The organism is Mycolicibacterium rhodesiae, from assembly GCF_002086695.1.
GTDB classification, from domain to species: domain Bacteria; phylum Actinomycetota; class Actinomycetes; order Mycobacteriales; family Mycobacteriaceae; genus Mycobacterium; species Mycobacterium rhodesiae.
Window position 1 is genome coordinate 473,716 of the sequence record NZ_MVIH01000002.1, and the last position, 25,766, is coordinate 499,481.

A 25,766-nucleotide genomic window follows, 5' to 3' on the forward strand; every position below is an offset into this window, starting at 1 on the left:
TCACTCTCCTATCGCCGGCGGGCCGGCTGTCACCGCCGGCCGGGTGGGAGCCGGTTGGTCGGGTTTCGGGGTAATGGCTCCGGCGCCCGCCTCGGGCGGATGCTCCCACCCTAGGAAGCTCGGGCCGCTGACGCTCGCAATGGGCTGGATCTGATTGTTGAGCACGGCTTTGCCGTTGCCCAATGCCAACGCGTGCCGGTCGGTCAGCATCCCGATGTCACCGGGCAACACCCGGGCAGCGTCGACGGGATGCGACACGGCGGTGCCCGGCGGCGGGATCGTGATGCCTTGCTGACGGAACGCCTCCGGGATGGGTGTTCCGGCCACCGCGGCGGTGATCGCTGCCGCAAGCTGAGGGGTCGGCGCGGTCACCGTTTCACCGTTGGGCAGGGTGACGACGGTCGAGTCGTCCGGCGGCGGCGCATCGGACTCGTCCCCCGCGCTGTCGTTTTCGTCGCGCACCGGCTCGGCTGGAGCGTCGTCGATCAACTCGTCCGGCAGCGGGTCGTCCAGTAGGTCGGAAGTGTCTGCCGACGGCACCCGCGGTGGGGTGAGATTGTCGAACGCCGGCGGCACCGGGCCGGGGCCGGCCGGCACACCCACACCGGATCCGCCGCCCGTCGCGGGGATCGCGGCCATCGGCGGAATCATCGGTGCGGCGACCGGCTGACCGGCGGCGGGTGGGTCGGCCGGCGGAGGGACGACGTCGTCGGGCATCAGGTCATCGATGAACGGATCCGGGCCGACGTCCGCCGGGATGTCGACGGCCCGCTCAGCCGGCCTCGAGGCTGCCGGACTGGCGTCGGGTGCGGTGTCGGCCGCGGAGTCCGGGGTGGCGCCGACGTACAGCGATGCCAGCGCCGCGGCCAACGATGCCTTCGAGGTGGCGTCCAGCCCCGCGGTCTCGACGACGGTCTTGATATCGCGCAACTTGTCGATCAGATACCGCTGGAACGCGCGGGCGCCGGCCGGGGTGTCGAGGTCGGTGCGGGCCGCGACGGCGGCCTCGATGTCCCTCTGCAGACCATCGAGGGCTTCGCGACCCGCAGAGTGGACGGCATGCGCGTTGAGCACCGCGGTGATCACCTGCAGGTCGAGCTGCGCACTCATCGAATTCTGGTGCGCCAACGACGTTTCGGCGGTGCGGATGGCCTCGGCGGCCAACCCCTCCCCCGGGCCCGGCGCCTGGTCGGTGGATGCCGCCGGATCGAGGGCCGCGCGATGCTGCGCGCGAATCTTGGCCACTACGTTGTCGATTGCGCTCGGCGACACCACACTGACCGGGCTGGTGATCGTGGCGAGGTCGCTATCCGAGAGCCCCGTCAGCCAGGCCCGGTTGTCACCGGTGACCGCACCGACGCGCGCAATCACGTCCAGCAGGTCTTGGTAACTCGCCACCGGTGCCCTCTCATGCCGGCGACTGTATCCAGGCGGTGTTCAGGTGACAATTCACCCGTCAGGCGGGTGTGGACGACACCCGGTAGCGGTCCGCAAGTCGCTGGAGCACCACGGTTTTGGCGTCGGCTTCGGCGCGGGCTGAGATCAGCACCTCGCTGATTTCGCGCTGTTTGGTGAGCAGGAAGCGCGCGAACTCACGCCCCTCGACGGGTGCGGTGACGGTGCTCTGCGCGACGGCCGTTTCGATCTCGGCGTTGATCGCGTCGAGCTTGCGGATCGCCTCGGTCGCGGCGGCATGCGCGGCCGACACCACCTCGGCCAACTCGGCGTCGGCGTCGGCCAGGTCGCGGTCGCGGGCGGCGAGCAGCGATCGGGCCGACTCGAGGGCCTCGGCCGACGCTCCGGCGTGCTCTGCCATGGGTCGACGGTACTGAGCGATATTTCGCCGAACAACTCACCACTCGGCTATGCCGGCCGACGGATCGCGACGTCGGAACCCAGTCGACTGATCTGGACGTTCGCACCGGCGTGCGGTGCCTCGACCACCAAGCCGTTGCCGATCGCCATCTGGACATGCCCGGCATGCGGGAACACCAGATCGCCGGGACGAACCTGCGAACGAGGAACCGGAACCCCGTCGTTGATCTGGTCGTAGGTGGTGCGGTGCAGCGACACCCCCGCCTGGGCGTACGCCCACTTCACCAGGCCGGAACAGTCGAAGCGGTCCGGGCCGGTCGCTCCCCACACGTACGGACAGCCAAGCCGCGACAGCGCCGCGCGCACCGCGAGGCCGGCCCGCGAATTCGGTGCAGGCAGCCGACGGTGCCCCCGCCGATATCCCAGGGCGCGCAACAGCGCGAGCCGGCGCCGGGCTCGGCGACGGGCGGCGAGAACGTGCGCGTGCTGGGCGCGCAGGCGGGCAGCCCTGCGCCGCAACAGCTCTCGTTGAGCGACCGGGTTGTCGGGGGCGGCAGCGGCATCGGTATGGGCGGCGTCGAGCACAGCACGGGTCTGCCGTCGGGCCTCCCGGTGATCGCGCTGAACACGGGCCAGGATCGCCGACACCTCGGCGTCGACCCGGCGGGCGCCCTCGAGTTCGGTGCGTCGACGTTCGGCGGCACGGTGGTAGGCCGTGGGCAACCCCTCGCCTGGGAACGGCGCCACAGCGGGTGCCGCATCGAGCATTCCCACGGCCGGCCGGCCGGCGAACAGCGCGTGGGCGCGGCTCAGGATCTCCACCTCGGGGGCGGTCACGACCGCTCCTCGACAAACGCCCGCACCCGGGGCAGGACTCCCGGCGGGACGGCCCCGCGGTTGCGGATGTCCCACAGCTGCTCGACGTCGACTCCGATCAAGGTCGCGATCACCGGCTCGGGCAGCTCCGAGCTCGCACACGCCTGGTCGAAGCGGGCGCTGATACTGCCGGGCATGCGGGCCAGCAGCCCGGTCCGAATCGCCTCCAGGGCTTTGAGGTGACTCATCAGGCGGTCCACCGATTCGGCCCCGGCGTTGACCGCGACGCGCCAGGAGTTGGCCGCCAGCAGCTCGGCCTTCACGCATTGCTCGATCACGGATTGAATATACGTTTCATATTCGTTTGACGTCTCCGCTGGCAGGCGGGCTATCAACGAGTTCAACGATTCCAGGTGCGCTTCGGCATGCGCCTCGAGCACATCGGCGTCGCTATGCCGGCTGACGACGATGCCGGTGGCGGCTCGTGGCGGCGTGGATTCGGCTGGGGCGTTGGTCAGAAATGGGGCGATCTCAGCGGCTGGATCCTCGGCAACGACGAGCCGCGCGTAGGTGCCGGGCGGCAGCCCTAGTCCGTTCTCAACCTTCTGAACTGTGCCTTTGTGCGGCTTGCGGACACCGCGCTCCAAGAAGCTCAGGCCCATGATGCTGACCCCGGTCGCCGCGGCCAGTTCGGCCAGCGACCAGTCCCTCGCCTCGCGCAGAGTCCGGATGGCCGCACCCGCCGCCTCTCGGCTCACGGTGGGGCTCCAGCCATATACGGATCGTACACAGCCGTATCGATTTATACGTTTTTTTCTACGTTCCTCTTGCGCATCCGAAGTGCCGCCTATACGCTTTCGTCATTGAATCCGGCCAAGGAGGCTCCGATGAACTACCGCCCATGCTCGGTCGAGCCCGATCTGTGGTTCGGCTACGCCGACGACGACGCCAGCGACGGTGCGGCCAAGGCGCGCGTCTACGAACAGTCCGCCACCCGCGCCCGGACCATCTGCCTACGCCGGTGCCCGCTGGCCCAGCAGCGGGCCTGCGCCCGAAGCGCGGTGGAGAGCGGCGAGGAATACGGCGTGTGGGCCGGCATCAAGTTGCCCGGCGGCCAGTACCGCAAGCGCCATCAATTGGCGCACGCGCACGAGGTCCTGCGGCGCATCGCCGACGGTGAACTCAATCCGCGCGAGTTGCCGGAGAGTGCCGAACTGCTGTCCCGCAGCGAACCGCTGCCCGCCCAGGTGGCAACCATCGTCCACCTACCTCTGAGCCGGCCGCGTACCGCGGCGTGACTGTCAGCTCGCTGTTGTTGCCTCAGAACGCTTTTGCATGTTCTCGTCGACCTCGCGCTGCCACACGTCGTAGGCGTGCGTGGTGTCGACCTCGAGCTCGAATCGGTCGGTCATGTCCACGGTGACGTCGGCGGCGTCGACGTAGAACTGCTCGTACCACCGCCGGTACTGGTACAGCGCCCCGTCTTCCTCGCACAGCAGCGGGTTTTCGATCCGTGTCTTGTGCTTCCAGATCTCGACGTCCTGCAGGAAGCCGACCTCGTAGATCTTCGAATACGACTGGGCGAGCTTGGCCGCCTTCTCGTCGGACAGCCCCGGCATGTTCTGCACCGAGACCCCAAACTGCAGCATGAACGAGTTCTGGTCGATCGGGTAATGGCAGTTGATCAGCACCGATTCCACGGTGAAGTCCGGTCCGAGGTCGTTGTGCAGCCAGTTGATCATGTACGACGGCCCGAAGTAGGTGGCCTCCGAACGCAGCTTGGTGCCCTCCCACAGCCGCTCCGGATGTTCGGTGAAGTCCTGGCGGCCCTTGGATTCCATGTACTGGCTGGCGGTGTGGCCCTCGAAGACGTTCTTGAAGAACGTCGGGTAGGCGTAGTGAATATAGAAGAAGTGCGCCATGTCGACGTTGTTGTCGACGATCTCGCGGCAGTGCGCGCCTTCGATGACCATCGAGTTCCACGCCCACTTCGACCACTGGCCCTCGTCGTAGCCCTCGATCGTCGGCGGGGTGAGTTCCGCCGGTGGCGTGGAGCCCTCCGGGTCATGCCACATCAGCAGCTGCCCGTTGACCTCGAGGGTTTGGTACTTGCGGGTGCGTGCAAGCTTGGGAACCCTTCGCGCATAAGGAATTTCGACACAGCGTCCGGTCGCACCGTTCCAGCGCCAGTCGTGGAACGCACAGGCCAGATTGTCACCTTTGACCGTGCCCATGGCGAGGTCGGCACCCAAGTGCCGACAGTAGCCGTCGAGCACATGGATGTCGCCGTGCGAGTCGGCGTACACCACCAGCTTGCCGCCGAACGCATTGATGCCGTGCGGCTTGCCATCGCGGAAATCTTCTGCCAGGCCCAGGCAGTGCCAACCCCGCGCGTAACGCGTCATCGGCGTGCCGGGGTCGATCTCCCGGATCTGGTTCATGCGCTCATTTAAGCACATGTGCTTAAACCTGCCTAGCACTGATTTACACTGCTTGCCGTGGACCGCGGTGCCCGATCCCGGGAAGTACTGCTCGACGCCGCCGAACGGCTGATCGCCGAGCACGGATTCGAGGTGCCGCTACGAGAGATCGCCGTGGCCGCAGGCCAACGCAACAACTCCGCGGTCAACTACTACTTCCGCAGCAGGCAGGACCTCATCGACGCAGTCGTCGCCCGGCGCCTGACCCCGATGGAGGTCGAGCGGCAAGCCCTGCTGGACCGCATGTCCGACGAACAAATGGTCGACGCACACGCTGTGCTGCGAGTCCTGGTCGGGCCGTTTTTCCACAGTGAAGGCACCCATTACGCGCGGTTCCTCGAAGTGGTCCGGATCCGATTGAACCGGGAACCGCAGAGCCCGGCGGAGTCGGCCTGGCCACGGATCCTTGACGCGCTGGCCAGGTTGGTCCCACTGAAGGACCGCAGTGCCCGGGAGAACCGAGTCGGCGCCGTCGCCACCGCGATGTTCGCCCTGCTCGCCGACCACGAGCGGCGGGTGGAATCCGGTGACACCGATGCCGACAGTCTCGAGGAGATCGTGACGATGCTCGCCGCGATGCTGACCGCCGCGCCGGTGCCGGCGCCCGCGACTCGCTGACTGCGGCAATTCCCCGGCAGGGGAGCGGGATGCGGATAGAACTGTGTTTGTGCGGATCGTCGTGGTGGTGGCTCTGGCCGGGCTGATCGCGCTGTTGGTGGCGGTCCTGACCGACAGCACCTACGCCGCGGTCGCGGTGGTCGTGCTCGCGGTCGCCGGCATCGTCTTGTTGTTGCGCGACTGGCGCGCTGATCACAACCGAGTCGCCGCCGGTGAGGCGACGAGGGTGCCGCAGGACGAGCCGGTCGACCCGTCGATGAGCCCGGAGCTGTTCGCGCCGGACATCTCGGCCGACGGTCGCGGCCCGTCGTCCGATGCCCGCGCGGACTGACCGATCCCGCCGAGCGGCAGAGGCGCCAGACCTGTCTGACCCCCGACCTAGTGTGAGCCCATGACGTACTGGATCAATACCGTCAGCGCCGACCACGTACAACGGGGTGTCGCCGGCGGTTTCACTCAGGCCAACCATGGCAAGCCGCACATGCTGCGCAGAATGGCCCGTGGCGATTGGATCATCTTCTACTCGCCGAAAACCGCACTCGAGCATGGGGAGTCGCTGCAGGCATTCACCGCGATCGGGCGCGTCGCCGACGACGAGCCGTACCAGGAACATCCGTCGCACCCATGGCGGCGCGCCATGGAGTTCCTGCCCTGCACCGCGACACCCATCCGGCCCCTGCTGGACCAGCTGGAGTTCGTCGTCGATCCGCAACGCTGGGGCTACAAGTTCCGGTTCGGGGTGTTCCGTATCGAGGAGCCGGACTTCCTGCTCATCCGTTCGGCGATGACCAAGCAGCAGCTCGCGGCCTGAGCCACGCTCCGCGGGTAAGCTCGGGGTGGTGAGCAACCTCGAGACCGCTCCGCGTGAAGTGCCCTGCAGTGCAACAAGTTTCGATGGCGTCAAGATTCTCGAGCCCCGTGAGGTCCCGCTCGGCGGTCCGCGCGCGCTTCCGGTCCGCCGGACCTTGCCCCAACGGGAGCGCTCGCTGATCGGGGCCTGGTGTTTCGCTGATCATTACGGTCCGCACGACGTACGCGAGGCCGCCGGCATGGATGTGCCCCCGCATCCGCACACCGGGCTGCAGACCGTCAGCTGGTTGTTCCGCGGCGAGATCGAGCACCGCGACAGCGCCGGTGTGCACCAGATCGTCCGCCCCGGTGAACTGAATCTCATGACTGCCGGGGCGGGAATCTGCCACTCGGAAGTGTCGACGCCGTCGAGCACGATCCTGCATGGCGCGCAGCTGTGGGTGGCGCTGCCGGATTCGGCTCGCAACACCTTCCGGGATTTCGATCACTATGTCCCTGAGCCATTTTCACGTGGGGACGCATCCATTCGGGTGTTCCTCGGTGAGCTGGCCGGACAGCGCTCGCCGGTGCACACCTTCACGCCGCTGCTCGGCGCCCAGGTCGACCTGGCCGCCGGGTGCACCCTCGACCTCGACGTCGACCCCGGCTTCGAGCACGGCGTCCTGCTCGACCTCGGCCAGGTGGAAGTCGCCGGGCGGGTGCTCCAATCAGGGCAGCTGGCCTACCTGGGAACCGGGTCCACGAGGCTGCGGCTGCACAATGCGGCGGGCCTGGCCGCCCGGGTACTGCTGCTCGGCGGGCCGCCGTTCACCGAGGAACTGTTGATGTGGTGGAACTTCGTCGGACGCAGCCATGACGAGATCGTCGAATACCGCCGGCAGTGGGAGAGCGGCGACGATCGTTTCGGCGCCGTCAGTGGGTACACGGGTTCCGTCCAGCGTTTACCGGCACCCGGGCTACCCGCCATCCGGTTGCGCCCCCGCCGCCGACCCTGAGGAGTTCCATGACACAAGACAAAACCGGCGCCGAAACCACCGTCACCGCCGGCAAGAACCAATTCACCGTCGAGGTCGACGGCAGGCAGGTCGGCGTCGCCGACTACGTCGACCACGACGGTCAGCGCATCTTCCACCACACCGAGGTCGACAACGCATTCGAAGGACGCGGACTGGCCAGCATCATGGTCGGCGAGTCGCTGGCCGCCACCCGCGATGCCGGGCTGCGCATCGTGGCGGTGTGTCCGATGGTCGCGAAGTACATCGAGAAACATCCGGAATTCCAGAACGTGGCAGACCCCGTCTCCGCGGATACCGAGCGCTACCTGCAGCAGGTCCTCAGTAGCTGACTCCGGCGCCGCTATCGTGTGAGCTCGTGACGGATCTGGGCGACTCGGCTGGCGCATCGCGGGCGTATCTGGTGTCCGACGGCGACGTGCTCTTGCCCGGCCCGGCATCGCAGGGGCCCTGGGGTCCGACGATCAGTGGTCACGTAGTCGGCGGCATCTTGGCGCGGGCGCTGGAACAGGTGGGCGGCGCCCCTGGATTCGTGCCGGCTCGCCTGACCGTCGACCTGCTGCGGCCCACCGCGATCACACCCCTGGAAGTGCGGACCACGATGCGCCGCGACGGCCGTCGCATCCGGCTGGTCGACGCCGAACTGATCCAGAACGACACGGTGGTGTCCCGGGCCAGTGCGATGTTCCTGCGCCGCGGCGAGCACCCGGCCGGCGACATCTGGTCCTCGCCGATCACGATGCCGCCGCTGCCGCCGGATCCCGGTCCGCTGCCTGATGACCTGATGATGTTCGTCTGGGGCTATGGCGGACAGGGCGAGTCCGGCGGTGCGATGGCCTTCACCGAATGGCACGACGCCACCGGCCCCAAGTACGCCTGGATCCGGCAGGTCCGCCCGCTGGTCGACGGGGAAACCACGTCGCCGTTCGTCACCGTTGCGATGGCCGCCGACGCTGCCAGTGCGACATCGCATTGGGGCACAGGCGGTTTGCGATACATCAACGCCGACTACACCCTGACCCTGGCTCGCGAGCCGGTCGGGGACTACATCGGCCTGGCGGCCACATCGCACAACAGCAACGACGGGATCGCCTGCGGTGCGGTCGCGGTGTTCGACGCACACGGGCAGATCGGCAACGCGATCACCGTCGGCTTGGTGAACCCGATCGAATCGTTCCACCCCAGGGCGTAGAAAGGTGCGATGAGAAGGTTCGTCGACATCTCGGTTCCGCTGCAAGCCGGCATAGCCTCGGACCCGCCGGGCCATCTCCCGGAGATCGACTACTACGACCACAAGCAGACCGCCGCCGAGGTGGTGTCGTTCTTCCCCGGCGCGACCGTCGACGATCTTCCCGACGGCGAAGGATGGGCGATCGAACGGGTGCGGATCACCACCCACAACGGCACACATCTGGACGCCCCGTACCACTACGCGTCGACGATGGACGGCGGCAAGCGCGCCATCACCATCGACGAGGTCCCGCTCGAATGGTGTCTACAACCTGCGGTCAAGCTCGACTTCCGCCACTTCCCAGACGGTTACGTGGTGACCGCAGCCGATGTGGAAGCCGAGCTGGACCGCATCGGTCACAGCCTGTCGCCGCTGGAGATCGTGCTGGTCAACACGAGCGCAGGCACCCGCTACGGACACGCTGACTACGTCGGGAGCGGCTGCGGCATGGGCCGCGATGCCACGCTGTACCTGCTCGAGCGCGGCGTTCGGCTCACCGGAACCGATGCCTGGAGCTGGGATGCCCCGTTCTCCTACACCGCCAGGCGCTACGCCCAGGACCACGATGCATCGATCATCTGGGAAGGCCACCGCGCCGGACGTACCGTCGGTTACTCCCACATCGAGAAGCTGCACAACCTGGAGTCATTGCCGCCCAACGGCTTTGAGGTGTCCTGCTTCCCGGTGAAGGTCCACGCGGCGTCGGCGGGATGGACCCGCGCCGTCGCCATCTTCGACGACTGAGGCGACGACATTCTCCAATGATGCCATTGACAAATGGCACCATTGGGCGTTGTATCCATCGGGTGTTCAGCGGATCGATGACCGAGTGGCGAAGTCGAAGCGCGAACGCCGCGAGCATCCTGACCTTGCGTCAGATCAGCGCCGTCCTCCCGCCCGAGCAGGCGTGGGGTCTGTGGGCCGCGCGCCAGATCGTGGCTCGCATCATGGACACTTTCGGGCCGTCCCTGTCCGGCACGACAACCGTTCCCGTCGACACTCGGACCTCCGACCGGCGTCGCGTCGTCGGGGAATGGGTGTACGGCCGAGGTGTCGGGCACGACGCTACGGCTCGGGCGATCTATTTCGTGCATGGCAGCGGGTATGCGCTTTGCTCGCCACGCACCCACCGCCGCCTGACCGCGTGGCTGTCGCAGTTGACAGGTCTGCCCGTATTCAGCATCGACTACCGACTGGCGCCGCGGCACCGGTTCCCGTCAGCCGCAGACGATGTGCGCGCCGGCTGGGACTGGCTGATCGATGACTGCGGGAAGTCGCCCAAAGACCTGGCAATCGCCGGCGACTCGGCGGGCGGACACCTCGCAGTCGACCTGCTGCTGCAGCCCGAAGTTCCGCATCCCGCAGCCCTCGTGCTGCTGTCGCCATTGCTGGACTTGACGTTCGAGCTCGCCCGGACCTGGGAGCGCAGCCGGCGTGACCCGGCCATCCGATCCCGCGATGCCGCGCGTCTGGTTGAGTTGTACTGTGCCGGTGTCGAACCCGGACACCCACGGCTGGCGCTCGACGTCTCTGGTGGACGGCCGCTCCCACCGGCATTGATCCACGCCGGTGGCGCGGAGATGCTGGCGGCTGACGCGATCGCCCTCGCCGAGGACATGCGCCGTTCCGGTGGTGACTGCGATCTGCACATCTGGCCCGATCAGGCGCACGTCTTCCAGGCCCTGCCCCGGATCAGCCCTTCAGCTGCCCCAGCGATGCGTGAAATCGCCTCATTCATCGCAAACTCGCTGTACGACAGCAGCATCGGAGAGGTCGGCTGAACATGGGTATCTTCGGGACGAAACGCAGCCACGACGCCGACGCGGTCGTCACCGGCGCAGGCAGCGGCATCGGCGCTGCATTCGCTGCCGAACTGGCCGCCCGAGGTGGCCGCGTGGTGTGCAGCGACATCGACGAGGGGGCCGCGCATAAGACCGCCGCGGCGATCGGCGACCGCGCGCTGGCGGTGGGCTGTGATGTCAGCCGGATCGACGATATGTATCGCCTTGCCGAGGAGGCACAGTCGTGGTTCGACGGCCCACCCACGCTCGTCGTCAACAACGCCGGGGTAGGTGCCGGCGGGCAGACCATCGGCGCTATTGACCTCGCCGACTGGACGTGGGTGCTGAACGTCAACCTGTGGGGGCCGATCCACGGCTGCCACGTCTTCGCCCCGATCCTGCGCGACGCCGGCCGTCCCGCCGGAATCATCAACGTGGCGTCGGCGGCGGCGTTCGGTGCCGCCCCCGGGATGGCCGCCTACAACGTCAGCAAAGCGGGCACGCTGTCTTTGTCGGAGACCCTGGCGGCCGAAATGTCCGGTACCGGCGTCAATGTCACGGTTCTGTGCCCCACCTTCGTCAAGACCAACATCCTCGAATCCGGTCGCATCCCAACAAAGACGACACTGCGGGCCGAGCAGCTGATGCGGTGGACCGGATTCTCCGCTGACCGGGTCGCCCGCATGTGCCTGGACACGCTCGATCGCGGCGGCCTCTACTGCATGCCGCAGCCTGAAGCCCGAATCGGTTGGAGCATCAAACGGTTCACCCCGACGGTGTACACCCGCGCCGCCGGGCTCGTCACCCGCGTCACCACCTAGGAGGATCGATGGCGATCGATATGGACGTCATGCTGGCGAAGATCAAGGACCGGCAGTGGGCGCTGGGCGACATCGACTGGAACGCACCCGGCGCCGAACGCATCACCGACGAACAACGCCCGAAACTCAAGGCGTTCATGGCGGATCTGTGCTGGATCGAGAACATCGGCGCACGCGGATTCGCCGCGCTGGCCAAGAAGGCGCCCAACCCGACCATTGCCGAGATATACCGCTACTTCCACGCCGAGGAACAGCGACACGCCAACGCCGAACTCGCGCTGATGAAGCGCTGGGGCATGCTCGACGACGGCGAGATGCCTGAACCCAATGTCAACATCCGCCTGTCGATGGATTGGCTGGACAAATACGCCGACTCCATGTCGCTGTCGATCCTGGGCACGGTCATCCCGATGCTCGAAGTGGCACTGGACGGCGCCCTGCTCAAGTTCCTGCTCGAGGAGGTCGACGATCCCGTCTGCCATCAGGTCTTCGAAAAAATCAACAACGACGAATCCCGCCACCTCGCCGTCGATTTCGAGGTGCTGAACATGATCGGGCAGGCCGATCTGCGGCGATTGTTGATCGAGTTCGTCGGCAGCGTCGCCACCCCCGGGCTGATCATCGGCGCGATCATGTACGTTCCGTTGCTCAACCGGATACGCAACGAGATCGTCGGGATGGGACTGGAGCCCGAGCGGCTCTACAACGCCGTCAAACGATTCCGCACCCTCGGCGAGCGCGGCGAGTACACGCACCGCGTCCCGACCTACCAGATCCTCAAACTGCACGCGCGCATGGTGATCAAGCCCGACAACCCCTATCACTGGGTGGCCAACCCGATGGTATGGGTGTCCGACCGGATACCGCGCACACTGCTCAGTCCGATTCCCAGCTGGTTCAAGGAACTGACCCACGAACCGGCGGCCTGAAACATGTCCGCTGTCAAGCACATCCACGACACTCTGATCGTCGGCGCGGGATTCACCGGGCTGGGCACCGCCATCAAGCTCAAACACGCCGGCGTCGACGACATCGTCATCGTCGAGCGCAACAGCCGCGTCGGCGGTACCTGGCGGGACAACACCTACCCCGGCGTGGCCTGCGATATCCCGTCGCTGCTGTACTCGTTCTCATTCGTCAAGAACCCCAGCTGGTCGCGCGCCTACCCGTCGGGCGCCGAGATCTGTGACCACATCGAAGATCTGACCGACCAGTACGGACTGCGGTCGCTGATCAGATTCGACACCGAGGTCACCGGGTTGAGCTTCGACGAGCAGGCCGGGGTCTGGTCTGTGAACACGCACGGCGGCAAGCAGATTCAGGCCCGCACGGTCATTCTGGCCTCCGGACCGCTGGCCGACCACAAGTTTCCCGACATCCGCGGCATCGACACTTACCGTGGACACAAGATCCACAGCGCCGCCTGGGATCACGACTACGACTTCGCAGGCAAGCGGGTCGCGGTGATCGGTACCGGCGCCAGTGCGGTGCAGATCGTTCCCGAACTGGTCAAGACCGCTGCAGCCGTCAAGGTGTTCCAGCGGACTCCCGGCTGGGTGCTACCAAGGCTGGACGTGTCGATGCCGACCGCCGTGCGCGAAATTTTCGCGAAAGTGCCTGCAACCCAGGCACTTGCCCGCCAGGCCCTGTACTGGGGCCACGAGGCCAGCGCCGCGGCGCTGGTCTGGAACACACCCGCCAGCCAACTTGTCGCCCGGCTCGGGAAGGCGCATCTGCGCCGCGCTGTCGCCGACCCGTGGCTTCGCCGCCAGCTCACCCCCGACTTCATCCCAGGCTGCAAGCGCATGCTGGTCTCCAGTGACTACTACCCGGCGCTACAGCGCGACAACTGCAAGCTGATCGATTGGCCCATCGCCACTCTGAGTCCGGTCGGTGTCCGAACCAGTGACGGCATCGAACACCACGTCGATGCCATCGTGTTCGCCACCGGATACGACGTGCACCTCTCAGGTCCTCCGTTCCCGGTCACCGGGCTCGATAGCCGTTCGCTGCAACAGGACTGGCGCGGGCACGCCGAGGCATACAAGAGTGCGAGCGCACACGGTTACCCCAACCTGTTCTTCATGACCGGCCCGAATTCCGGGCCCGGCCACAATTCGCTGCTGGTCTACGTCGAGGGCCAGATCGATTATGCGGTCGCCGGCGTCACCACCATCTTGCGCCGGAACCTGCGATACCTCGACGTTCGTGCCGATGTGCAGCGTCGCTACAACGACCGCATGCAGAAGCGTCTGACCAGGACCACATGGATGTCGGGCTGCAACAGCTGGTATCTGACCGACGACGGATTCAATGCCTCGATGTATCCGGGCTTCGCGACACAGTATCTTCGACAGATGCGACAGTTCCGGTTCCAGGACTACGAGGCGGTGGCATCCGACGCCCCGCCGCATGTGGTCTCCGCATTGGCATGAGATGACCGGTCCGATCCCGAGTATCCTGCGACGGCTGCGCCGCGGGTCTCGCGATGTCGTCGAAGCCGCGGTGTCGCAACTGTTCGACGCCGCGGTGCAGCCGCACGGCGTGGCCGCCTCGGGCGAATACCGCATCGACGAATTGGCGCGGCTCGCCGGGACCACGACTCGCAATATTCGCGTGTACCGCGACCGGGGACTGCTGCACCCACCGCTGCGAGTCGGGCGGATCGCGCTGTTCAATGACACCCACCTCACCCGACTGCGGATGATCACCTCGCTACTGGACCGCGGCTACAACCTCGCTCACGTCCACGAGATGCTCTCCGCGTGGGAACAAGGCAAGAACGTCGGGGACATGCTGGGGTTGGAATCAGCGATCGCGGGCAGCTGGGCCACGGAGAAGCCCGAGCGGATGTCGGTCACCGAAGCGCGGCGACTCGTCGACGACGATGATGGATTCGACCGGATGGTCGGCCTAGACCTGATCCGGCTCGAGGATGACGGCCACGACGCCACAGTGGTGCGGCCCAAACTGGTCGAGGCGTTCAACGAGATCCGACAGTACGGCGTCGCCATCGGAACGCTCATTGACCTCCACGAGCAGATCGCTCCGTTGATCAACCAGATCAGCGCAATCCTGGTGCGGGCGGGAGTGAATCACGTCGGCGACCGGCTCAATCCCGGATCTCCGCTGCCGGCGGATCCCGAGGTCACTGAGATGATCACGATGCTCGTCCGGTTCCGCACCCAGGCGGTGGCCGCCGTGAGCTCCACGCTGGCGTTTTCGATCGAGTCGAGCGTTGAGTCGGTGGTGGCCAACATCCTGGCGCAGGCCGTCGACGTCGCCGGCGGCGGCAACGCACCAGACGACCGGCCCTAGGGCCAGGGCCCGCCGACCGGGGGGCCGCCGCCTCGTGGCGATTGGTTCTGCAGAATCCCCAGGCAGGTACCCATCGACTTGCCCGGAATGCACGGGATGCCACCGACACTCGGCACACCGTTGGCCACGTAGCACTGTCCGGTGATCGGGTCGGCAAGATGCCCGGTCGGGCAGGCATTGGCCGGGGCGGCGACCACGACCGGGGCGGCCACGAACAGCGCGCCGCAGGCGCCGGCCATCAGCGCCCTCGAGATCCGCACCCGCACAGCCATGGCTGTGAGCTTACTGCGAGTGGCTCTCAGCCGACCACGATCGGGCGGCCGAACTGGGTTTGCATGCCGGGGGAGTAGAGCGCCCGCAGCGGTTCTCCGGCGGTGCGTACCCCGGCGGCGGCCACCAGTTCGTCGTCGAGGTCCACCATCAGCGCCGAGTGCAAAGTCCACGGGGCGTGATAGTTGGGCACCCACCAGGTCCGGCCTGCCTTGCGGGTGTGGGCCCCCCAGCGCGCGGTCAGCCAGGTCTCCAATGCGGTCGGCTCGACCGGCTCGCCCGGGCGCACCGTCACCCGGCTGCGCAGCCCCCGCTGCGGCCAGCGCCGGACACTGTCGTAGCTGATCTGATCCGCTGTCCGGTCGATCCGCATCCGGGCCCAGGTGTAGGGGATACCCATGGCGATGCGGATCGCCGGAACCACCGCCAGTCGGGCGGCCTCCAGCGACCGGAACAGCACGCCGTGCCGTCCCCCGTCGTCCACCGAATAGAGCCGAACGTTGGTCTCGGCGAAGGAACCGAAGTACGGCACCCGCGGGCCGGGACCGACTGCGGTGTAACCCATTCGGAACGGCACCAACCCGACATACGTCACGCCGTCGAACACATCCGGGCGCGTGCCGGCGGGGTAGAGGTCCGCGACGTCGGCCGGGCGCACCGGCCAGTGCAGGAACGTGAGATCCAACCAGCTCTGGTCGAACCACACCCGCCCCCGCAGCGCCGGCGCGGCGACGGGGTAGCCGGCCAGTGGGTCGCAGCCCTGCGGGCTCACTCGTATTCCAGGTCCAACACCGGAGTGGGCCGACGGAAGCCGTGAGTGACGACCAGCAGCCAGACGAATCCGATTGCCAGCCAGATCAATCCGATCGTCAGTGCGGTACCCGACAGGCTGGTCCACAGCCAGGCGGTGAGCAGGAAGCCGATCACCGGAGCGACCACGTTGAGCAGGATGTTCCGTTCCCGCATGTCGACGAAGTAGTGCTTGATCACCGACAGGTTCACCACCGAGAAGGCCACCAGCGCACCGAAACTGACCACCGAGGCCAGGATCGTCAGATCGATCCAGATCGCGAGCAGCGAGATGACGCTGACCGTCAGAATCGCGTACACCGGGGTGCTGTACTTGGCGGAGACGTGCCCGAACACCTTTCGGGGCAGAATGCCGTCACGGCCCATCGCGTACAGGATTCGGGCCACCGACGCCTGCGACGTCAACGCCGAACCGAGCGCACCGGCCACATAGGCCGCGGTGAAGAAGGTGTTGACGAACGCCCCGCCCGCGGCCAGCATCACGTCGGTCGAACCGGTGTCCACGTCGGCGAACTTGTTGGACGGGAACACCAGCTGCGATACGTAGGACAGCAGGATGAAGATGATCCCCGAGACGATTGTCGCGATCATGATCGCCTGCGGCACTGTGCGTTTGGCGTCACGCGCCTCCTCGGACAGCGTGGAGACGGCGTCGAAGCCGAGGAAGGACAGGCACAGGATCGCCGCGCCGGCCAGGATCGGGCTCATGCCGCCGGCCGTGCCGTCACCGGTGAAGGGTGCCAGCAGGTCGACGGTTCCGTAGCCGGTGGTCTTGGCGATCGCGAGGGCCACGAACACCACGATGAAGATCGCCTGGATGGCGATGATCAGGAAGTTGGCCCTCGCGACGGACACGATGCCGATGATGTTGAGCACCGTGACGATCCCGATCGACACAAGGACGATGACCCACGCTGGGAGCGCGGGCAGCGCCGCGTTCAGGTAGAGCCCGATGACCAGGTAGTTCAGCATCGGCAGGAACAGGTAGTCCAGCAGCAGCGACCACCCGGCCAGGAATCCGACGGGGGCCCCGAAGGTGCGCTGGGTGTAGGTGTACGCCGAACCCGCAACCGGAATGGCAGCTGCCATCCGCGCGTAGGACAGTGCGGTGAACACCATGGTGATCAGCGTGACGATGTAGGCCAACGGCAGTCGGCCACCTGAGGTTTCGGTGACGATCCCGTAGGTGGTGAACACCGTCAGCGGGACCATGTACACCAAGCCGAACAGCACCAGCGACGGCAGGCCCAGCGCTCGTTTCAGGTGTCCCTCGTGAGGGCCGGTGATGTATTCCGCGGTCATGGTCGTACCTTTCCTTCGTCAGCCCGGTAGGCCTGCACACCGCGCAAGTATGTGGCGTGGATGCCCACGCCCGGCAGATCCAGCGGCGGCGTGTTCCGCGGATCCTGATCGAGCCACACCAGGTCGGCGCTGGCGCCGGGAGTGATCGCTCCCCAGCTGTTTTCGGCATAGGCCTGGTAGGCGACGGCTCCGGTGTACGACGACAGCGCACGCTCGATCGGCACGATCTCGTGCGGCGTCCAACCACCTTCCGGTTGGCCTTCGGCCGTGAGCCGGGACGTCGCCACGGCAATGCCGTCGAGCGGGGCGCCCGAGGACACCGGCCAGTCCGAGCCGAACGCCAGCGCAGCACCGGATCGGTTCAGCGTTTGCATCTGGTACTGCCGGTCGCTGCGTTCGACGCCGAGCCGCGGGATGGTCAACACCGTCATCAACGCATCCATCTGCGCCCACAGCGGTTGCATGTTGGGGATCACCCCCAGGTCCGCGAACCGGCCGATATCGGTGTCGTCCACCAGCTGGACGTGTGCGATCACCGGCCTGCGGTCTCGAATTCCGTTGCGGGACACTGTGTATTCGATGGCGTCTAGGGCCTGTCGGACGGCCGCGTCACCGATGGCGTGGATGTGGATCTGCAGGCCGAGCTCGTCGACCCGGCGGGCGGCCTCGGCCAGCGAGTCGCCCTCCCAGTTCTGCATGCCGTGGCTGTGTAGCCCAGAACAATACGGTGCCAGCAGTGCCCCGGTCTCGTTCTCGACGACGCCGTCGGCGAAGAATTTGACCGTGTTCGCGGTCAGCAGCGGTGAGCCCGCTTCCTCGACCGCTCGCCGCGAAGCCGCGAATTCCGCTATCTGCGAATCGAAGTGCCGTGGGTCGGCGTACAGCGCGAGGTTGAACCGCATCCGCAGTGCGCCTTGCCGGGCCGCCTCGACGTAGGTCGCGACGTCAGCGGGTTCGACCCAGGCGTCCTGTACCCAGGTGACGCCGCGGGCGAGGTAGTAGTCGGCTGCCGTGCCGAGCGCGCCGATGCGCTGCCGCTCATCGCGGGGTGGCATCACGTTCATCACCAAATCTGTTGCGCCCCATTCGCGCAGCGTGCCCAGCACCGAGCCGTCCGGCCGACGGGGGATCTCACCGAGCACCGGGTCAGGGGTGTCGGCGGTGATTCCGGCGCGCTCGATGGCCGCGGTATTGCACCACACGGTGTGGTAATCCCAGGCCCGCAGCACCACCGGGCGGTCCGGCACCGCGGCATCGAGCCACCGGGCGTCGAACAGTCCGCCCTCGGCCAGGCTGCCGTCGTACGACGCGCCGACGATCCATTCCTCGTCCGGGTGTTCCTCGGCGTAAACCTTGACTGCAGTGACGATTTCGTCGATGCTGCCGCAGCCACGGACCGGCGGCCCGACCGCTTCCAGCCCGCCGTAGAGCGGATGAGCGTGCCCGTCGCCGAAGGACGACATCAGGAACCCGCCGCTGAGGTCGACGTGCTCACAGTCCGAGCCCTCGGCCAGTGCTCGGGCGGCGTCGCCCAGCGCGCGAACCACTCCGTCCGTGACCAGCAGGGCATCGGAATCCTGCCCCGTACCGGTCCACACCACGCCACCGGTGAACAGCGTCGAACTCACTTGACCACCGCCGTCGCGACGTGACCGGCGCCGTAGGGCTCGTCGGCTACGACGGGCCGGGTCAGCGGGGCATAGGTGTCAGGACGTCGAGTCAGCAGAAAAGGGAAGAGCTCCAACCAATCTCGGCGCTGGTCGAGGTCGAGATCGGCGATCAGGACGGCCTCCTCGTCGCGCGGTGCCTGCACCAGTACCCGGCCGTAGGGGTCGGAGATGAAGGAGGACCCGTAGAACGTCACGGTCCCTTCGTCGCCGACCCGATTGGGCACCACCATGAACAAGCCGCTGTTGATGCCGTTGGCCACGATGACCTGCTGCCACAGCGGCCGGGTGTCGAAGTCGGGAAAGACCGGCTCGGATCCGATGGCGGTGGGGTAGACGACCACCTCGGCACCGGCGAGCGAGTAATTCCGGGCGACCTCGGGGAACCACTCGTCCCAGCAGGTCGGCATACCGATGCGGGCATCCAGCCCGTCCGGCGCGTAGACCGGGTACGGGTCGGCGTCGGGGCCGGGCCGGAAGTAGGTGTCTTCGTAGTAGCCGGCCGAGATCGGGATGTGCAGCTTGCGGGTCCGGCCGACGAGTTCGCCGCCGGGGGAGACCAGGATCGCGGTGTTGTAGCCCAGGCCGTCGTTCACATCGGGAGTGCGTTCGTAGAGCGACGCGTGCACGAAGATCCCGTTGTCCCGCGCCGCGCTCGCCGCCAGGTCGAAGGTGGGGCCGTTCTCCAGATCCTCGGCAAGTGCCGCGGGGTTGGGGCCGGCCGGGCGATCTGCCGGATAGCGCAGCAGGGTGATCTCCGGCAGGAAGACCACCGACGCACCCGCCCCGGCGGCGGTGTCGATACCGGCACGCAGCGTGGCGAGGAGTTCCACGCGGTCCGGTCGCCACCGGTGCTGGACCAGGCCGACCCGCAGCGGCGGGCGCTGGGAGGGCGCCGACCGGGACAGCGGTTCGGCCGCTCGGGCAGTCAAGGTGATCATCGAACTCCTAAAACGAATCTATTTCGTTTTAGTGTGAACTGGCTCATACTTCTTCGCAAGAGGAAGAGAGACTTCGATGGGCCGTCCGCCGACACCGCTGTTGTCGACCGACCGGATCGCGTCGGCCGCGATGGACCTGGTGCGTGCCACCGGCGAATTCACCATGCCCGATCTGGCACGGAAATTGCAGGTCAGTCCGTCATCGCTGTACAACCACGTGTCGGGTCGAGGCCAGATCGTCGAGCTGCTCCGAGAGCGGGCGATGTCCGAGGTGCAGCTTCCCGACGACCAACCGGACCGCCCGTGGGCTGACGCCGTCGCCGACATCCTGCGCTCCTACCGCCGCAGTTACGCCCGGTACCCGCGGCTGATTCCCCTGCTGACCGCCTACGCGGTGAACAGCAGCCACGCCATCCGGATGTACAACATGTTGGCGGTGACCCTGCACCGCGCCGGGTTCGACGCCGCCGACACCCTACGAGCCATCACTTTGATGGACTGCTTCGTGCTGGGGTCCGCACTGGACCTGGCCGCGCCGGAGGAGCCGTGGGAATCGGGCGCCGAGGTCGGGCCCGAGCTGGCCGCCGCGCTGGCAACCGGTGCCCCCAAGCCCGCGCGGGCCGACGACGCATTCGAGTACGGGTTGGCGGTACTGCTGCGCGGGCTCACACCACGCGGCTAAGGCTTGCCGGTTCGCTCGCGGTGCTTGCAGCCCGGCCAGCAGCACGGCCGGCGCATACCTTCTTCGAGCTCCTCCTGGGTGCGGCGGATCCGTCGCTCGCGAGTCTTCTGCTGCTTGGCGTCCTCGACCCAGCAGATGAACTCGTTGCGCGCCAGGGGCGTGATGTCGTTCCAGGCCGCCAGCGCAGTGTCGTTGTCCAGCAGCGCAGTCCGCAAATCTGCCGGAAGCTCGTGGACCACTCCGCCGGGGACCGTTTGCGTGCCCATTCGAATAGGTTAGCCAGTCCTGCGCCGGTACCGACGGCAGCCGGCCGCACGAGTCGGCTCACGCAGGATTTATTTTCTGTCAGCGTTGATATTTCGCCTCGCTACCGATTTGCTCGGGCTACCGTGAACGCCATGCAGGGAGGGACGGCGCGGTGACTGACCAGCGGGCCTCCGGACCGGGCAACCAGGCCGGGGGGCCGCTCGCGCGATGGTGGCGGTTACCCGACCAGTTCGAGTGGCTGTCCGGGTATTTGAGGGCGCGCGGCCTGGCATGGCCGACCAAGGTGTTGATGGCTCTGATCTCGGCGGGCTTGATCTTGATGGGCGCAGCCACCCCCACCATGCGCAACGTGCCGCCGGTGTGGGCGTGGACATTCGGCGGCGCCGCGGTACTCACCGGGATCACCTACACCACCCTGTGGCTGCGGGGCTGGTTGAGCCGACGGCAATCACTGCGAATGGCCTGCTTCGGCAGTTCGCTCATCGCCGTCGGCTGCGTGATGCAGACCTATCCCATGGTCGCCCTGATGGGCTGTACCGGCATGGCCGTCATCGGCGGCTATGCCGCGTTCTTCCACAACTCGAAGGCGATCACGTTCATCGTCGTCCTCGGGATGGCCGTCGGCGCGCTGTGCGCACTACGCGTGGTCCCGAATTTCGGCTGGCCTGTCGCCGCCGCCGGCTGGTGGCTCGTCGTCGAACTGAACCTCGCGGTTCCCTTGGCGATCCAGGCGGTGATGCGCACCATGGGCGCCGACGTCGTGCGCTCCGACCAGGACCCGCTCACCGGCGTCCTGAACCGGCGAGCCTTCTACGAGCGCGCAACGCTGCTGCTGACGTCGCCCGGACACGATCTGCACCTCATCGTCGTGATGATCGATCTCGACGAGTTCAAGAAACTCAACGACGCCTACGGCCACATCGCCGGCGACCAGGCTCTGACTGCCGTCGGCTGGGCGCTTCGCGAAAACAGCAACAGCTCCGCGATCATCGGGCGGTTCGGCGGCGAAGAGTTCATCGTTGTCGACGCCGTGCCCGCCGAGTTGGCCGAGGAACTGCCCGCCCAGTTGTGCCTGGCGATCGCGGCGCTGCCCCAACCCGTGACCGCCAGTGTCGGTGCGGCCATCGTGCGCTGGGACAGCGTGACCGAGATGGACGATCTGATCCGGGCAGCCGATGCCGCCATGTACGCGGCCAAGCGGGCCGGCGGGAACCAGACGCGGATCAGCCGGCCCGCCCGGGTTGACCGCTGAACACAATGTGCGCCGGTGCGATCTTCGGTAGCGTCGGCGCCATCATGTTGGTGTCCGTCGCATCAATGACGGCATCCATCGAGTCGGATCTCCGTCGGGCAACGCGCAGCACAACCTCGGTGACCGGCTGATCCCGATCAGCCGAGAACCATGGACTGAGCACTTCTGCTCGTAGCTGGCAAAATTGATTCCGCAATCACAGCGAGACTTCCCGTAGGAATGGGGATGACACATGCTTCGGTGGGGAGCGCTGCCACCCCGGCACGCCGACCAATACGACTGGATCAGCGTCTACCTGCATGACCGCGACGAGCAGGGGATCTGGCGGACGCTGATCTTCACCGCGACCCTGGCTCTCGCATCGTCGACCGCGTTGATGATCAAGAGCCCGCAGGGTCCCGACGGCCCGGTAGCGGTGACGATCTGCGTTGTCGCGGCCGCGCTGGCGTTCGCGGCAGCCGTGCCGTTTCTGCTGCACTGGCCCACCCGCCGCCAATCACTGGTGTTCTCGTTCACCTCCACCGCGACCATCGCCGCCGCCGCGCTGTCCTATTCCAACGACTACGTGGGCCTGATGGGGTGCGCGACGTTCGCCGTGATCGGTGGCTTCGTCGCCTATTTCCACACCGTCCACGAGGTGATCGCCAACGGCGCGGTCGCCGTCGTCTGCGCGCTGATCCTGGCCGTGCGGATGGTGATGTCGACCGGCGACATCTATCTGATGGCAGCGGCGTTGGCGATCGTGGCGACACTCAACGTGGGCCTGCCGTTCGGAGTCTTGTCGCTGGCCCAGACGCTGCGGTCCGACCTGCGCAGCTCCGGCCGCGATCCCCTGACCGGGCTGCACAACCGGCGCTCGTTCCATCAATCGGCCTACGAGCTGATCATGCGCAACGACACCGAGGGCAGCCGACTGATGGTCATCGTCATCGACCTGGACAGCTTCAAGAAACTCAACGACACCGCCGGCCACGCAGCCGGGGACGCCGCACTGATCAGGATCAGCGCAGCGCTGGCCGACCACTCTGGCATTTCCGCCATCATCGGCAGGTCCGGCGGCGAGGAATTCGTGATCGCCGACGTCGACCATCCCGACCCACCGGAGATGGTCGCCGAACGGCTGCGCCAGGCGATCGCCGAGCTGCCGGTCCCGGTGACCGCGAGCATCGGCACCGCGTGCGCGCCGCTGAAAAACGGTTCCCAAGTCAACTTGCGGCTCCTCGACGAGCTCGTCGAGGCCGCTGATGCCGCGATGTACGCCGCCAAGCGCGCCGGCGGAAATCAGGTGCGTCACGCAGCCTCGTGACCTTCGGTTGTGGCCGGCCCGGAGCTACTGTGGTCGGGTGCCAACCCTCCGGCCGCGCCGCCGATGACGATGCTTATCGTCGTCGCCAAAGCGGCACTGGTCGCATTCCTGGTGGTGGGAATCGTCACCATCGTGGTGACTTTCGTGCGCCGACGGCGCGGGCGTGAACCGCTACCGCCGTGGTCGCCGACCGGCTACTACTACGGCTACGCCCGAACGCCTCTGCCCCCGTGGGTCGACGAGTACGGCAACGTCATCGATCCCGACGACGACCCGCCGTCCGGCACGAATCACGCCGGGCACGCCTGAGCGAGATCGCGCTGTTCGGCAACAAACTGCTGGTTGAGTTCGGCGTACTTCGTCGCCGCGGGACCGACCCCGGGCTGCGGCGCCGACAGCTCGGCGAGGATCGCCGGGTTCAGCGCCACCGATTGGTGGGCCAGATCCGCCATCCGGTGCGCATGCGGCGAAAGCGTCGGGTCGTCGATCTCCCGGGCCAGTTCATCCAGCCGGTTGGCCCACTGCTCATAGGAGGCCTGCGTCGGCTCCACTCCGGCATTCGTCTGAGTGTCGATCTGCGCCGAGTGGTCCCGATTAACCGCGATCATGTTGCGGACGGCGATGCAACTATCGCCGGAATGCTTGCGGCCCAAAAAGATCCAGGTTCCCGCAACCACGGCGACAATCACGGCGGCCGCTGCCGCGACCCACCACCAGCGCCGGCTCATCCCGGCACCTGGATCAGCGGGCCGCCGCTCGAGGGCCGCATGCTCGGCACTGTCGGCTGTGCGGCGTATCCGCCACCGGGCAGTCCACCGACGAAGGTCGACTGCGGCCCGCACTCGTTAGGCACGTAATAGGTGGTCGTCGGATTGGTCGCCGACAGCGAGGCGATCTCCGGCAGCGTGATCGGCTTCCAGTCGTGGTCGATGTGCGGCGGCGGGCTCAGACCCGCGATATCGCTGGGACGGTCGGCCAACACGTCACCGCCCAGCAGCACCCGGGTGTTGCGCTGGAATTCGTACGTGTTCTGCACCCACTGCTGGGTCACGGTCCGGCCGTTCTCGGTGACTTGCCGCGTGTTCTCGGTGGGTTGAAAGCCCGCCACTCGGAACCGGTAGGCCTCCTGATACTGAGCCCACGGCGGCGCGTCTGGGTCGGCCCAGTTCTTTCCCGGCGTGTACATGCCAGTGGTGCCCCCGAGACCCGGGGTGAAGTCACCCTGCTTCTCGGCGTCGAACGGCTGCCACTTGATCGCCAGGCGCCCTGTTTCGCCGTGGGCATAGGGTCCGGTGGGAGATGGCGACACATCTTGCCAATGCCCGTAGCGGGTGTCACCGACAAAAGGGCTGTCCGGGGGAACGCCCGGTACATCCGGCGGACCAGGGGCGGTTTCGTGGTCGACCAGCTGGATCTTGGGCTTGTCGGTGCCGTCTCCCGCGCCAGTGCGGTTGTCCAGTCCGCTGACACCACCACTCCCATCACCCGCCTCGGGGAAGGCCGCGCCGCCGAGGCCGTCGGCCGCGGTCGTGATGGTCGTCGCGACCTGTTGGTCGGCGGCGATCAGCTCGCCGACCCGGGAGCGGATGTCGGCGGCCAGCGCTTCGGCCTGCGCCCGGCGAGCAGCCAGAAATGCGGCGTCGCCGGTCTCTCGACTCGACAGCATGAAGTCCTCGCCGACCGTGTATCCCGCCTGCTGTGCGTTGCTCACCGCGGTGAGAACGGCGTTGCGTGCCGCGGCGATCCGCTGGGCACCGGTCTTGGCAGCCGTCGACGCGTTGTGCAGCTGGTCGGCCCATCCGACGACCTTGAGACGGTCGTCGTAGGCCTGCTGCTGGGCTGCGTCGGCAGCCTTGCCGATCCACGGTGTTCCGCCGGGGTGCGGATCTGCTGGGACAGCTGGGTGAAGTTGTCCTCCCACACGGTGGCCACCGCAGTCCAGTGCGTTGCGGCCTGCGTCAGGTGCTCGGTGTCCCAGTTCCGGACTTGGGACAACGTGGGCATCGCGGTGGCCGCCACCAGTTCAGAGACTTCTACTCAGCGCGCCGAGGTCGGACGCGGAATTGTCCTCGGTCCTGGTGTACGCCGCCGCGGCGGTGGTGAGGCTCGTCGCCACCGACTGAATGCGCCGACTCAGGGCAGCTCCCGCCAACGCAGCATCAGCGTGCACCAGGTCGACCGCTGCCGCCGACGCCTGGCTCGACGGAGCCGGTGACGTCGACGGCGCGCTCGCGGCTACCCCCACTGACCATGACTGACACTGGGTGACCAGCCTCTGCAGCCCAGCAGGATCAACGTCCAGCAAACCCATACTTGCCAATATAACGGCTGTGGCGCCGCGCGGATATAGGCCTGTTGCAGCGCTTGCCGCCAACAGAAAAGCCCCGGCCGGAAGCCGGGGTTTTTCTCCACTGTGTGGGCGAAGGGGGACTTGAACCCCCACGTCCCGAAGGACACTGGCACCTGAAGCCAGCGCGTCTGCCATTCCGCCACTCGCCCAAAACAACCGGGGGAGCGTATCACGGTCGAGGGGGTGGACCTCAACTCGCGCCCGCGGCTCAGACCA

31 protein-coding genes and 1 tRNA gene are annotated in these 25,766 nt (G+C 66.9%); 17 read left to right on the top strand and 15 right to left on the bottom strand.

What is annotated here, in order from left to right; all coding sequences use genetic code 11:
* The 4 genes from BST42_RS06140 to BST42_RS06155 are packed head-to-tail and all read right to left on the bottom strand — an operon-like array spanning nucleotide 1 to nucleotide 3,389.
* Nucleotides 1-1,398, bottom strand: coding sequence for a DUF4226 domain-containing protein (locus BST42_RS06140; protein WP_083117673.1), 1,398 nt, complete (start codon nucleotides 1,396-1,398; stop codon nucleotides 1-3).
* A gap of 58 nt (nucleotides 1,399-1,456) precedes the next feature.
* On the bottom strand, nucleotides 1,457-1,816 hold the full coding sequence (locus tag BST42_RS06145) for a DUF4226 domain-containing protein (RefSeq protein ID WP_083117674.1): 360 nt from the start codon (nucleotides 1,814-1,816) through the stop codon (nucleotides 1,457-1,459).
* A 47-nt stretch (nucleotides 1,817-1,863) separates the two neighbouring features.
* Nucleotides 1,864-2,652, bottom strand: coding sequence for a C40 family peptidase (locus tag BST42_RS06150; protein WP_083117675.1), 789 nt, complete (start codon nucleotides 2,650-2,652; stop codon nucleotides 1,864-1,866).
* Entirely contained in the window at nucleotides 2,649-3,389 is a 741-nt protein-coding gene (locus BST42_RS06155; RefSeq protein WP_083117676.1) for a helix-turn-helix domain-containing protein, read from the bottom strand. Before BST42_RS06155 ends, BST42_RS06150 begins: the two co-directional genes overlap by 4 nt.
* A gap of 129 nt (nucleotides 3,390-3,518) precedes the next feature.
* Here BST42_RS06155 and BST42_RS06160 point away from each other — a divergent pair, with 129 nt between their 5' ends.
* Nucleotides 3,519-3,929: a WhiB family transcriptional regulator gene (locus BST42_RS06160; RefSeq protein WP_083117677.1), complete on the top strand. Its 411-nt coding sequence runs from the start codon at nucleotides 3,519-3,521 to the stop codon at nucleotides 3,927-3,929.
* A gap of 3 nt (nucleotides 3,930-3,932) precedes the next feature.
* Here the strand turns inward: BST42_RS06160 and BST42_RS06165 are convergent, their stop codons facing one another.
* Nucleotides 3,933-5,072, bottom strand: a complete 1,140-nt coding sequence (locus tag BST42_RS06165) for a 3-ketosteroid-9-alpha-monooxygenase, oxygenase component (protein WP_083117678.1) — start codon at nucleotides 5,070-5,072, stop codon at nucleotides 3,933-3,935.
* A 57-nt stretch (nucleotides 5,073-5,129) separates the two neighbouring features.
* On the opposite strand from BST42_RS06165, the gene BST42_RS06170 reads away from it, so the two are divergent.
* From BST42_RS06170 to BST42_RS06225, 12 genes are all read left to right on the top strand, one after another.
* Nucleotides 5,130-5,729 (top strand): TetR/AcrR family transcriptional regulator, encoded by a 600-nt coding sequence (locus BST42_RS06170; protein ID WP_083117679.1) that lies wholly within the window; start codon nucleotides 5,130-5,132, stop codon nucleotides 5,727-5,729.
* Nucleotides 5,730-5,778: 49 nt separating this feature from the next.
* A complete protein-coding gene (locus BST42_RS06175; protein ID WP_165760790.1) occupies nucleotides 5,779-6,060 on the top strand; it encodes a hypothetical protein in 282 nt (93 codons plus the stop codon).
* A gap of 60 nt (nucleotides 6,061-6,120) precedes the next feature.
* The gene (locus BST42_RS06180; protein ID WP_083117681.1) at nucleotides 6,121-6,540 is read left to right on the top strand and encodes an EVE domain-containing protein; all 420 of its coding nucleotides are present in this window, start codon (nucleotides 6,121-6,123) and stop codon (nucleotides 6,538-6,540) included.
* A gap of 28 nt (nucleotides 6,541-6,568) precedes the next feature.
* Nucleotides 6,569-7,534, top strand: a complete 966-nt coding sequence (locus BST42_RS06185) for a pirin family protein (protein WP_083117899.1) — start codon at nucleotides 6,569-6,571, stop codon at nucleotides 7,532-7,534.
* Nucleotides 7,535-7,542: 8 nt separating this feature from the next.
* On the top strand, nucleotides 7,543-7,884 hold the full coding sequence (locus tag BST42_RS06190) for a GNAT family N-acetyltransferase (protein ID WP_083117682.1): 342 nt from the start codon (nucleotides 7,543-7,545) through the stop codon (nucleotides 7,882-7,884).
* A gap of 26 nt (nucleotides 7,885-7,910) precedes the next feature.
* Nucleotides 7,911-8,744: an acyl-CoA thioesterase domain-containing protein gene (locus BST42_RS06195; protein ID WP_237159269.1), complete on the top strand. Its 834-nt coding sequence runs from the start codon at nucleotides 7,911-7,913 to the stop codon at nucleotides 8,742-8,744.
* A 9-nt stretch (nucleotides 8,745-8,753) separates the two neighbouring features.
* A complete protein-coding gene (locus BST42_RS06200) occupies nucleotides 8,754-9,527 on the top strand; it encodes a cyclase family protein (RefSeq protein WP_083117683.1) in 774 nt (257 codons plus the stop codon).
* 77 nt (nucleotides 9,528-9,604) lie between these two features.
* On the top strand, nucleotides 9,605-10,564 hold the full coding sequence (locus tag BST42_RS06205; RefSeq protein ID WP_083117901.1) for an alpha/beta hydrolase: 960 nt from the start codon (nucleotides 9,605-9,607) through the stop codon (nucleotides 10,562-10,564).
* Nucleotides 10,565-10,566: 2 nt separating this feature from the next.
* Nucleotides 10,567-11,385, top strand: coding sequence for an SDR family NAD(P)-dependent oxidoreductase (locus BST42_RS06210; protein WP_083117684.1), 819 nt, complete (start codon nucleotides 10,567-10,569; stop codon nucleotides 11,383-11,385).
* An 8-nt stretch (nucleotides 11,386-11,393) separates the two neighbouring features.
* Nucleotides 11,394-12,314: a reductase gene (locus BST42_RS06215; RefSeq protein WP_083117685.1), complete on the top strand. Its 921-nt coding sequence runs from the start codon at nucleotides 11,394-11,396 to the stop codon at nucleotides 12,312-12,314.
* Nucleotides 12,315-12,317: 3 nt separating this feature from the next.
* Entirely contained in the window at nucleotides 12,318-13,820 is a 1,503-nt protein-coding gene (locus BST42_RS06220) for a flavin-containing monooxygenase (protein ID WP_083117686.1), read from the top strand.
* Nucleotide 13,821: 1 nt separating this feature from the next.
* Complete coding sequence (locus BST42_RS06225) at nucleotides 13,822-14,703, top strand: MerR family transcriptional regulator (RefSeq protein ID WP_083117687.1); 882 nt, start codon at nucleotides 13,822-13,824, stop codon at nucleotides 14,701-14,703.
* Here the strand turns inward: BST42_RS06225 and BST42_RS06230 are convergent.
* Genes BST42_RS06230 through BST42_RS06250 form a run of 5 tightly spaced genes read right to left on the bottom strand, consistent with a single transcriptional unit; the run spans nucleotide 14,700 to nucleotide 19,693 of the window.
* Nucleotides 14,700-14,975 carry a hypothetical protein gene (locus BST42_RS06230; RefSeq protein ID WP_083117688.1) on the bottom strand — a complete coding sequence of 92 codons (276 nt, stop codon included), beginning with the start codon at nucleotides 14,973-14,975 and terminating at the stop codon, nucleotides 14,700-14,702. The two genes, BST42_RS06225 and BST42_RS06230, sit on opposite strands and share 4 nt — an antisense overlap.
* 26 nt (nucleotides 14,976-15,001) lie before the next feature.
* On the bottom strand, nucleotides 15,002-15,745 hold the full coding sequence (locus BST42_RS06235; protein WP_237159270.1) for a YqjF family protein: 744 nt from the start codon (nucleotides 15,743-15,745) through the stop codon (nucleotides 15,002-15,004).
* The gene (locus tag BST42_RS06240; RefSeq protein ID WP_083117689.1) at nucleotides 15,742-17,085 is read right to left on the bottom strand and encodes an APC family permease; all 1,344 of its coding nucleotides are present in this window, start codon (nucleotides 17,083-17,085) and stop codon (nucleotides 15,742-15,744) included. Before BST42_RS06240 ends, BST42_RS06235 begins: the two co-directional genes overlap by 4 nt.
* Nucleotides 17,082-18,713, bottom strand: coding sequence for an amidohydrolase (locus BST42_RS06245; protein ID WP_083117690.1), 1,632 nt, complete (start codon nucleotides 18,711-18,713; stop codon nucleotides 17,082-17,084). The genes BST42_RS06240 and BST42_RS06245 overlap by 4 nt, the downstream gene beginning before the upstream one ends.
* The gene (locus BST42_RS06250; protein WP_083117691.1) at nucleotides 18,710-19,693 is read right to left on the bottom strand and encodes a nitrilase-related carbon-nitrogen hydrolase; all 984 of its coding nucleotides are present in this window, start codon (nucleotides 19,691-19,693) and stop codon (nucleotides 18,710-18,712) included. The genes BST42_RS06245 and BST42_RS06250 overlap by 4 nt, the downstream gene beginning before the upstream one ends.
* Before the next feature lie 76 nt (nucleotides 19,694-19,769).
* Between BST42_RS06250 and BST42_RS06255 the strand changes: the two genes are divergently transcribed.
* On the top strand, nucleotides 19,770-20,375 hold the full coding sequence (locus tag BST42_RS06255) for a TetR/AcrR family transcriptional regulator C-terminal domain-containing protein (RefSeq protein WP_083117692.1): 606 nt from the start codon (nucleotides 19,770-19,772) through the stop codon (nucleotides 20,373-20,375).
* Here BST42_RS06255 and BST42_RS06260 read toward each other — a convergent pair.
* Nucleotides 20,372-20,641 carry a YdeI/OmpD-associated family protein gene (locus BST42_RS06260; RefSeq protein WP_083117693.1) on the bottom strand — a complete coding sequence of 90 codons (270 nt, stop codon included), beginning with the start codon at nucleotides 20,639-20,641 and terminating at the stop codon, nucleotides 20,372-20,374. The genes BST42_RS06255 and BST42_RS06260 overlap by 4 nt on opposite strands.
* 152 nt (nucleotides 20,642-20,793) lie before the next feature.
* Here BST42_RS06260 and BST42_RS06265 point away from each other — a divergent pair, with 152 nt between their 5' ends.
* From BST42_RS06265 to BST42_RS06280, 3 genes are all read left to right on the top strand, one after another.
* Nucleotides 20,794-21,894: a GGDEF domain-containing protein gene (locus tag BST42_RS06265; RefSeq protein ID WP_083117694.1), complete on the top strand. Its 1,101-nt coding sequence runs from the start codon at nucleotides 20,794-20,796 to the stop codon at nucleotides 21,892-21,894.
* A 232-nt stretch (nucleotides 21,895-22,126) separates the two neighbouring features.
* A complete protein-coding gene (locus tag BST42_RS06275; protein WP_083117696.1) occupies nucleotides 22,127-23,200 on the top strand; it encodes a GGDEF domain-containing protein in 1,074 nt (357 codons plus the stop codon).
* Nucleotides 23,201-23,209: 9 nt separating this feature from the next.
* The gene (locus BST42_RS06280) at nucleotides 23,210-23,509 is read left to right on the top strand and encodes a hypothetical protein (RefSeq protein ID WP_083117697.1); all 300 of its coding nucleotides are present in this window, start codon (nucleotides 23,210-23,212) and stop codon (nucleotides 23,507-23,509) included.
* Here the strand turns inward: BST42_RS06280 and BST42_RS06285 are convergent.
* The 4 genes from BST42_RS06285 to BST42_RS06300 form a co-directional block, all read right to left on the bottom strand.
* On the bottom strand, nucleotides 23,491-23,928 hold the full coding sequence (locus BST42_RS06285; protein ID WP_083117698.1) for a hypothetical protein: 438 nt from the start codon (nucleotides 23,926-23,928) through the stop codon (nucleotides 23,491-23,493). The two genes, BST42_RS06280 and BST42_RS06285, sit on opposite strands and share 19 nt — an antisense overlap.
* Nucleotides 23,925-25,121 carry a hypothetical protein gene (locus tag BST42_RS06290; protein WP_083117699.1) on the bottom strand — a complete coding sequence of 399 codons (1,197 nt, stop codon included), beginning with the start codon at nucleotides 25,119-25,121 and terminating at the stop codon, nucleotides 23,925-23,927. Before BST42_RS06290 ends, BST42_RS06285 begins: the two co-directional genes overlap by 4 nt.
* A gap of 102 nt (nucleotides 25,122-25,223) precedes the next feature.
* On the bottom strand, nucleotides 25,224-25,511 hold the full coding sequence (locus BST42_RS06295; protein ID WP_083117700.1) for a type VII secretion target: 288 nt from the start codon (nucleotides 25,509-25,511) through the stop codon (nucleotides 25,224-25,226).
* 105 nt (nucleotides 25,512-25,616) lie between these two features.
* Nucleotides 25,617-25,699 (bottom strand) — tRNA-Leu (locus tag BST42_RS06300).
* Nucleotides 25,700-25,766 lie beyond the last annotated feature (67 nt).

Excerpts from the sequence above, each read along its gene's own strand:
- BST42_RS06285 (WP_083117698.1), bottom strand. The coding sequence starts at position 23,928 with ATGAGCCGGCGCTGGTGGTGGGTCGCGGCAGCGGCCGCCGTGATTGTC.
- BST42_RS06165 (WP_083117678.1), bottom strand. The coding sequence starts at position 5,072 with ATGAACCAGATCCGGGAGATCGACCCCGGCACGCCGATGACGCGTTAC.
- BST42_RS06220 (WP_083117686.1), top strand. The coding sequence starts at position 12,318 with ATGTCCGCTGTCAAGCACATCCACGACACTCTGATCGTCGGCGCGGGA.
- BST42_RS06225 (WP_083117687.1), top strand. The coding sequence starts at position 13,822 with ATGACCGGTCCGATCCCGAGTATCCTGCGACGGCTGCGCCGCGGGTCT.
- BST42_RS06160 (WP_083117677.1), top strand. The coding sequence starts at position 3,519 with ATGAACTACCGCCCATGCTCGGTCGAGCCCGATCTGTGGTTCGGCTAC.
- BST42_RS06210 (WP_083117684.1), top strand. The coding sequence starts at position 10,567 with ATGGGTATCTTCGGGACGAAACGCAGCCACGACGCCGACGCGGTCGTC.
- BST42_RS06180 (WP_083117681.1), top strand. The coding sequence starts at position 6,121 with ATGACGTACTGGATCAATACCGTCAGCGCCGACCACGTACAACGGGGT.
- BST42_RS06255 (WP_083117692.1), top strand. The coding sequence starts at position 19,770 with ATGGGCCGTCCGCCGACACCGCTGTTGTCGACCGACCGGATCGCGTCG.
- BST42_RS06240 (WP_083117689.1), bottom strand. The coding sequence starts at position 17,085 with ATGACCGCGGAATACATCACCGGCCCTCACGAGGGACACCTGAAACGA.
- BST42_RS06205 (WP_083117901.1), top strand. The coding sequence starts at position 9,605 with ATGACCGAGTGGCGAAGTCGAAGCGCGAACGCCGCGAGCATCCTGACC.
- BST42_RS06145 (WP_083117674.1), bottom strand. The coding sequence starts at position 1,816 with ATGGCAGAGCACGCCGGAGCGTCGGCCGAGGCCCTCGAGTCGGCCCGA.
- BST42_RS06230 (WP_083117688.1), bottom strand. The coding sequence starts at position 14,975 with ATGGCTGTGCGGGTGCGGATCTCGAGGGCGCTGATGGCCGGCGCCTGC.
- BST42_RS06200 (WP_083117683.1), top strand. The coding sequence starts at position 8,754 with ATGAGAAGGTTCGTCGACATCTCGGTTCCGCTGCAAGCCGGCATAGCC.
- BST42_RS06250 (WP_083117691.1), bottom strand. The coding sequence starts at position 19,693 with ATGATCACCTTGACTGCCCGAGCGGCCGAACCGCTGTCCCGGTCGGCG.
- BST42_RS06295 (WP_083117700.1), bottom strand. The coding sequence starts at position 25,511 with ATGGGTTTGCTGGACGTTGATCCTGCTGGGCTGCAGAGGCTGGTCACC.
- BST42_RS06260 (WP_083117693.1), bottom strand. The coding sequence starts at position 20,641 with ATGGGCACGCAAACGGTCCCCGGCGGAGTGGTCCACGAGCTTCCGGCA.
- BST42_RS06275 (WP_083117696.1), top strand. The coding sequence starts at position 22,127 with ATGCTTCGGTGGGGAGCGCTGCCACCCCGGCACGCCGACCAATACGAC.
- BST42_RS06215 (WP_083117685.1), top strand. The coding sequence starts at position 11,394 with ATGGCGATCGATATGGACGTCATGCTGGCGAAGATCAAGGACCGGCAG.
- BST42_RS06190 (WP_083117682.1), top strand. The coding sequence starts at position 7,543 with ATGACACAAGACAAAACCGGCGCCGAAACCACCGTCACCGCCGGCAAG.